Origin of the sequence: Thermaerobacillus caldiproteolyticus, from assembly GCF_013761245.1 — a bacterium.
Classification (GTDB): Bacteria; Bacillota; Bacilli; order Bacillales; family Anoxybacillaceae; genus Thermaerobacillus; species Thermaerobacillus caldiproteolyticus.
Genome location: NZ_JACDUT010000026.1, coordinates 1 through 5,116 on the forward strand (window position 1 = coordinate 1; position 5,116 = coordinate 5,116).

6 protein-coding genes and 1 pseudogene are annotated in these 5,116 nt (G+C 34.1%); 3 read left to right on the plus strand and 4 right to left on the minus strand.

All coding sequences use genetic code 11. The annotated features are described in order from the left end of the window. A pseudogene (locus tag HNR31_RS19060) lies at nt 1–116 on the plus strand (ISNCY family transposase); the annotation flags it as partial. Nucleotides 117–137: 21 nt separating this feature from the next. On the opposite strand, the gene HNR31_RS18345 reads toward HNR31_RS19060, so the two are convergent. Further along, nucleotides 138–653, minus strand: coding sequence for a GNAT family N-acetyltransferase (locus HNR31_RS18345; RefSeq protein ID WP_181557607.1), 516 nt, complete (start codon nt 651–653; stop codon nt 138–140). Between the two features lie 472 nt (nt 654–1,125). On the opposite strand from HNR31_RS18345, the gene HNR31_RS18355 reads away from it, so the two are divergent. Further along, nucleotides 1,126–1,599 carry a DUF4365 domain-containing protein gene (locus HNR31_RS18355; RefSeq protein ID WP_181557609.1) on the plus strand — a complete coding sequence of 158 codons (474 nt, stop codon included), beginning with the start codon at nt 1,126–1,128 and terminating at the stop codon, nt 1,597–1,599. A 218-nt stretch (nt 1,600–1,817) separates the two neighbouring features. On the opposite strand, the gene HNR31_RS18360 is transcribed toward HNR31_RS18355, so the two are convergent. The 3 genes from HNR31_RS18360 to HNR31_RS18370 form a co-directional block, all read right to left on the minus strand. After that, on the minus strand, nt 1,818–2,357 hold the full coding sequence (locus HNR31_RS18360) for a DinB family protein (protein WP_181557610.1): 540 nt from the start codon (nt 2,355–2,357) through the stop codon (nt 1,818–1,820). Between the two features lie 155 nt (nt 2,358–2,512). Further along, nucleotides 2,513–3,094 (minus strand): nucleotidyltransferase family protein, encoded by a 582-nt coding sequence (locus tag HNR31_RS18365; RefSeq protein ID WP_181557611.1) that lies wholly within the window; start codon nt 3,092–3,094, stop codon nt 2,513–2,515. Nucleotides 3,095–3,371: 277 nt separating this feature from the next. Continuing rightward, a complete protein-coding gene (locus tag HNR31_RS18370) occupies nt 3,372–4,307 on the minus strand; it encodes a DMT family transporter (RefSeq protein ID WP_181557612.1) in 936 nt (311 codons plus the stop codon). 121 nt (nt 4,308–4,428) lie between these two features. Between HNR31_RS18370 and HNR31_RS18375 the strand changes: the two genes are divergently transcribed. Then, complete coding sequence (locus tag HNR31_RS18375) at nt 4,429–5,028, plus strand: LysR family transcriptional regulator (protein ID WP_258561127.1); 600 nt, start codon at nt 4,429–4,431, stop codon at nt 5,026–5,028. Nucleotides 5,029–5,116: the final 88 nt, after the last annotated feature.

Consider the following 5,116-nt stretch of genomic DNA (forward strand, 5'->3'; position numbering starts at 1 on the left):
CATTCAATCAATTAAAGAATGATGGACTAGAACAGCCACGTTGGTATGGGTTTCATCGCTATTTACTGCATGTACAATTATGCATTATTATGCACAATTTTGAGTTTTTACTCTAGTTTTGCAACACCATCTTAATACTATACTTTATCAATACTTTCCCATCCGTAAGCCATTAGTTTTAAATTATCGTTACCAATTTTTATAAGCTCATTATCAACCACTATTTTTGCTCCCAATCTCTCATAGAAAAAACGAGAATTATTATCTTTTAACACCCATACAATGGCGGAGTGTATATTTAAACTGATGAATTTTTTAAAGAGCTGCCTTAATAATTTCCTACCTATTCCCAAGCCTTGGTACTCTTTTAAGATATAAATGGAGGTTACATCTCCATCATAACCCGGATATTTTCCTGATTTCTCTTTCCCCCCATCTGTGAAGCCAATGATTTTCCCTTCTTCATTTTCCGCAACATATACATAATTATCTTCCCTTGAAATATTTTGAACCCATAGTTTTGTTCTCTGTTCGTATGAAAGTTTATTTAAGAAATCATCAGAGATAATATTTTTATAGGTGGTTCTCCAACAATCAACGTGTACCTTAGCTATACCTTCTGCATCAGATAGAGCTGCTTCTCTTATAATCATTTTTTCATCTCCTTCACTAATTTTAACTTTTTAATATTACCTGGAATTTTTTTGCTTTTTCACCTCTCGAATCAAGTGTATATTAGCGTTTCTTCGTTCAAGTAATCTGTATTTCATCCTGCTTTCTACACTATAAATTGATGTATTCTCAATAATAGGCGTAATCTTATCTACATAATCGTAGTCCTTGATAATTGGAGAAACTTCATACATGCATTCCTAATACTGTCCATAAACTCTACAATATCTTCAGAATAATCGATTTCCCTTTTGTCTCTTTTCATTTCGATTCCTTCAGATTCCCTCAACTTTTCATATACTAAATCAGCCCATTTATCATTCTCCCAGCAATATGACAAAAATAACTCTCTTATTCTCCATTTCTGGTAATCCTTCATTCATCCATTTCCGTATTTTCACTTATATAACCATTTTATGTTATGATAAAAAAGAGAGCAGTAGGGGGTACACTATGCCAAATACAGATTGGACAAAGCTCAGTTCTTTACAATTAGGAAGATATGCTGAATATTTTGCAAAAATGGAGTTTGCTTCGTATGGATTAGAAGTCTATACGACAGAAGTAGATGACCATGGTGTCGATTTTATCGTTAAAGATAAAAACGGCCGGTTTTGTGAAATACAAGTAAAGTCGTTAAGAGGAAAAGGCTATGTCTTTATACCAAAGAGCAAGTTCGATATAACTAATAAAAATTTGTATCTAACTCTATTAATTTTTGAAGTTGGGAAACTGCCAGACATATTTCTGATACCAGCAAGAGCTTGGGAAGTGCCGAATGAAGTATTTGTAGATAGAAATTATGATAAGCCAAGCCAAAAAAGCTCACCTGAATACGGTATCAATATTTCTCAAAAAAACTATCCTATACTTGAAATCTTTAGTTTTAAAGAATCTATAAAAGAATTTCTTGTCGATAATGAATAAATGCAAGGGAATACAGATTTGCATTCCCTTCATGTTAGATATTTTTATAATTGTATTGCAGCGTCTCACCAAATATGTATCAGAACCAGTTTATTCAGCAGTTACACGATACCGTTTTTCTGAAATACATTCATTAACTAATTGTTGCATCTTTAACCAACTGATTTCACAGTACTTTATGTTGTTTTAAGAGCAAATTTAGGCGATTTCTTTGGTTCTTATTGAAACGTTCCCGTCACCTTATTTTTCTCCGCTTTATACCATTTACGAAGTTGATTAATATGAGCTTGATGGTATCGATTATGGTCTGCGATATGCCAAATTCCCCAGCGAATCGTTGCTTTTTTTCCGCTTTCATATTCAACGATTTTATCCAATTCACTGTCAGTTAACTGATAACAAACAGACTGAAACATATTGAATACATCATCATAATCAGTAAGAAGTGTTTCCAATGAAATTCCATAAATTAAAGGAAGTTGATTGTTTTGATCGAACATTGGCCCATACTTTTCTTCAAGCAACTTTGGTACTGGATCCCCCTTGATTCTATAAACCCACTTAAGATCCACATATGCTAAATGTCTTATTAATTGTGCCGTGCTATTATATGCTTGATTTGGACCTTTATAATCTAATTCTTCCTGAGACATACCTGCAACAATAGATTTTAATCGTTTATAATTACCATCAACCATCGAAAACAGCATACCTACAATAGGTTCCATTTTTGGTTCGCCTTTTAAATCCAAAATCATTCATTTCACCTCAACTCATAGCTAAAACATAAACTTTTCCCAATAGTTCTTTAACCTTATTACTCTTTTTTGCTCTACTAAACTGCCTATTAGCTAACCGTGCTATGAACGTAGCGCCACAGATTGTATAAGAAATGCTGTTCTTACATGAGCGTTTAATAAGAAGTGTCAATATGAAAAACGTTAACCTTATACCAAATATCTTTCCAGTTCTTTTTTATTATCCGTTCTTCGTAAATTTGTGCTCGTTCTTTTGATTCTTGAAAATAGGGTGTCGGTTTTACTTCCAAGTTAATCACATCATCCACTCCCCAAGGAGCAACCAAAATGATGTCATTCATTTCGTCTAATTTTACACCTAAAGATGTGGCTGTTTCTGGAAACTTTGATATAGCATCTACGGAAGATGAATAAGGAGGAATGTTATTAACAATGTGCATTCTTGCCTCATTTTTCACTGACCAAGGAATGTCAGGAAGGATATTTCTTAACCTAATTTCTAATCTTTTTTCTTCTAATTCCTCCATATTGGTATCATCAAAATAGATAACATCAATATCTGGAATAGGAGTTCTTTCTTTAAAGCCATGTAACGTATCCCATATTTTCGAACGAACAAATCCAGCACAGACCCACCAATCAGGTAAATTTAATGATTTTACTGCTCTTAATATATTCATCATCCACTCGTCTTCTTTAATCAGTTGAATGATATCTTTTTCATTTTTGATCATCATCAATTAAATTCCTCCAATCGAACGTATATCTCCGAATATTTTTTACTAAACTCCCCTTTACTTCAACGAGAAAAGCATTACTTCCTGCTTGTTGAAATAATACTTCCGTCCTCGAACCCCCTCACCGTTATCTGCTACACTATTGAGCAAATGAGAAACCGATATGGATTGTTATTTCCCACATGACGAAAGCTGAAATCTTATTTAACACAATCATAATGAACTCTCAATGATAAAAATCCAATCGAAAGAACTAAACCATAAACAATTGCAACCATCATAGCGGTTCCCCCTTGTTATACGACAGTATATGATTTTCTTGATTTTGTTTACTATAAATCATAAAAAGGATTCCACTAAACACAAACAATGCCCCTATACCATGGGTTATTGTCAATGGTTCATGAAAAAATACAGTTCCCATAACTGTTGCAGATATAGGCATAACATTGATAAATACAGATGCTGTTGATGCTCCAACATTTTGTATACCCCTATACCACCAAACAAAGCTAATAGCAGAAACAATAATAGCTACATATAGTACGCTTAACCAGACCTCCCATCCACTGCTTTTTATTGAATTCAAAGAGGTATAGTAAATAGCTAAGGGAGATAACAATATCGTTCCGAAGCCTGTTGCATAGGTAGTTGCAGTTAATGGACTGTATTTTTTCATGACAACCTTTCCAATCACTGAATAAATACTCCAACTTAGACAGGCAGAAATTAAAACCAAATCAATCGGAGCAAACCCAAGTTCCAAAATAACACTCAATTGTCCATTCGTTATGATATATAAAGCACCAAATAGAGCTGTTATCACTCCAAGTATATCCTTCCAGCTTATTTCCTCTTTCAAGAAAATAGCTGAAAATAGCGTGATTAAAGGAGCATTTACAGCGATCACCAAAGAACTTTTTACAATAGGTGCATATTTAGTTGCTATAAAAAAACAAATGTTATACAAAAAAATCCCCGTAAGACCAAGCAACGCAAACATTCCCCAGTCCTTTTTCGTCGGAACTGGTTGTTTCGGTTCTTTCCACCACATCAAAGGAAATAAAATGAGGCTTGCTCCAAAAAAGCGGAAAAAGGCAACTGCGACTGGATGTAAGCTTTCAGTTGCAATTTTTCCCGCAATAAAAGCCCCTCCCCAAATGGTTGTAGTTAAAAAAAGAAGAGCATAGGTTTTTATCTTGCTTGTTTTCATTAAAAGTCCTCCCTTTATATAAAATTTCTGTTATAATGAATTTTACAAATATTTGGTCATAGGTGTTATTGATAATAATTGATACCGTAAATCAATATTTTTGATAGGAGTCAAGATGGGGATGAATGTGGATTATTTACAAACGTTCCGTGAAGTGGCTAAATGGAACAGTTTTACGAAAGCAGGGGAAATGTTGGGATATGCTCAATCAAGCGTAACTACGCAAATCAAAAAGTTAGAGGAAGAATTTGGGGTTATTTTATTCGAACGTTGGGGAGGAAAAATCAAACTAACCCAAGCAGGCGTACAATTGTTAGAATATGCAAACAAAATTATTAGATTGCTGGAGGAAGCCAAACAAAATCTTTCGGAGCAAACTGAGCTTTCTGGAACTTTGTCCATTGGTACAATCGAATCGATTGCAGGTTTTTATCTTCCACCGTATTTACAAGCTTTCAAAAATAAACACCCGAAGGTCAACTTGTTGCTTCAACAAGGGATTTGCAAAGATTTATTAAAAGGGATAAAAGAAGGTAAGTATGATCTAGCCATCATACTTGATCAAAAACAAGAAGACCCTGACTTAAATGTTATCACAATAAAAGAAGAACCATTGGTTTTAGTTGCGAAACCAGACCACCATTTGGTTCGATTCGACCATGTAAGCATCAAGGATTTAAATGGTGAAAAGCTGATTGTTACAGAGCCGAGATGTATATAAATTCAGTTTGAAATTCCGACATGTTTAACCAATGCCTATTCTTGTCTATACTGCTCCTAAACAGATGAATCAAAGGAGCGGATGAATG

What these genes read in the sequence shown, in the direction of transcription:
- HNR31_RS18345 (WP_181557607.1), bottom strand. Translation starts at nt 653, where the DNA reads ATGATTATAAGAGAAGCAGCTCTATCTGATGCAGAAGGTATAGCTAAG.
- HNR31_RS18355 (WP_181557609.1), top strand. Translation starts at nt 1,126, where the DNA reads ATGCCAAATACAGATTGGACAAAGCTCAGTTCTTTACAATTAGGAAGA.
- HNR31_RS18360 (WP_181557610.1), bottom strand. Translation starts at nt 2,357, where the DNA reads ATGATTTTGGATTTAAAAGGCGAACCAAAAATGGAACCTATTGTAGGT.
- HNR31_RS18365 (WP_181557611.1), bottom strand. Translation starts at nt 3,094, where the DNA reads ATGATGATCAAAAATGAAAAAGATATCATTCAACTGATTAAAGAAGAC.
- HNR31_RS18370 (WP_181557612.1), bottom strand. Translation starts at nt 4,307, where the DNA reads ATGAAAACAAGCAAGATAAAAACCTATGCTCTTCTTTTTTTAACTACA.
- HNR31_RS18375 (WP_258561127.1), top strand. Translation starts at nt 4,429, where the DNA reads ATGAATGTGGATTATTTACAAACGTTCCGTGAAGTGGCTAAATGGAAC.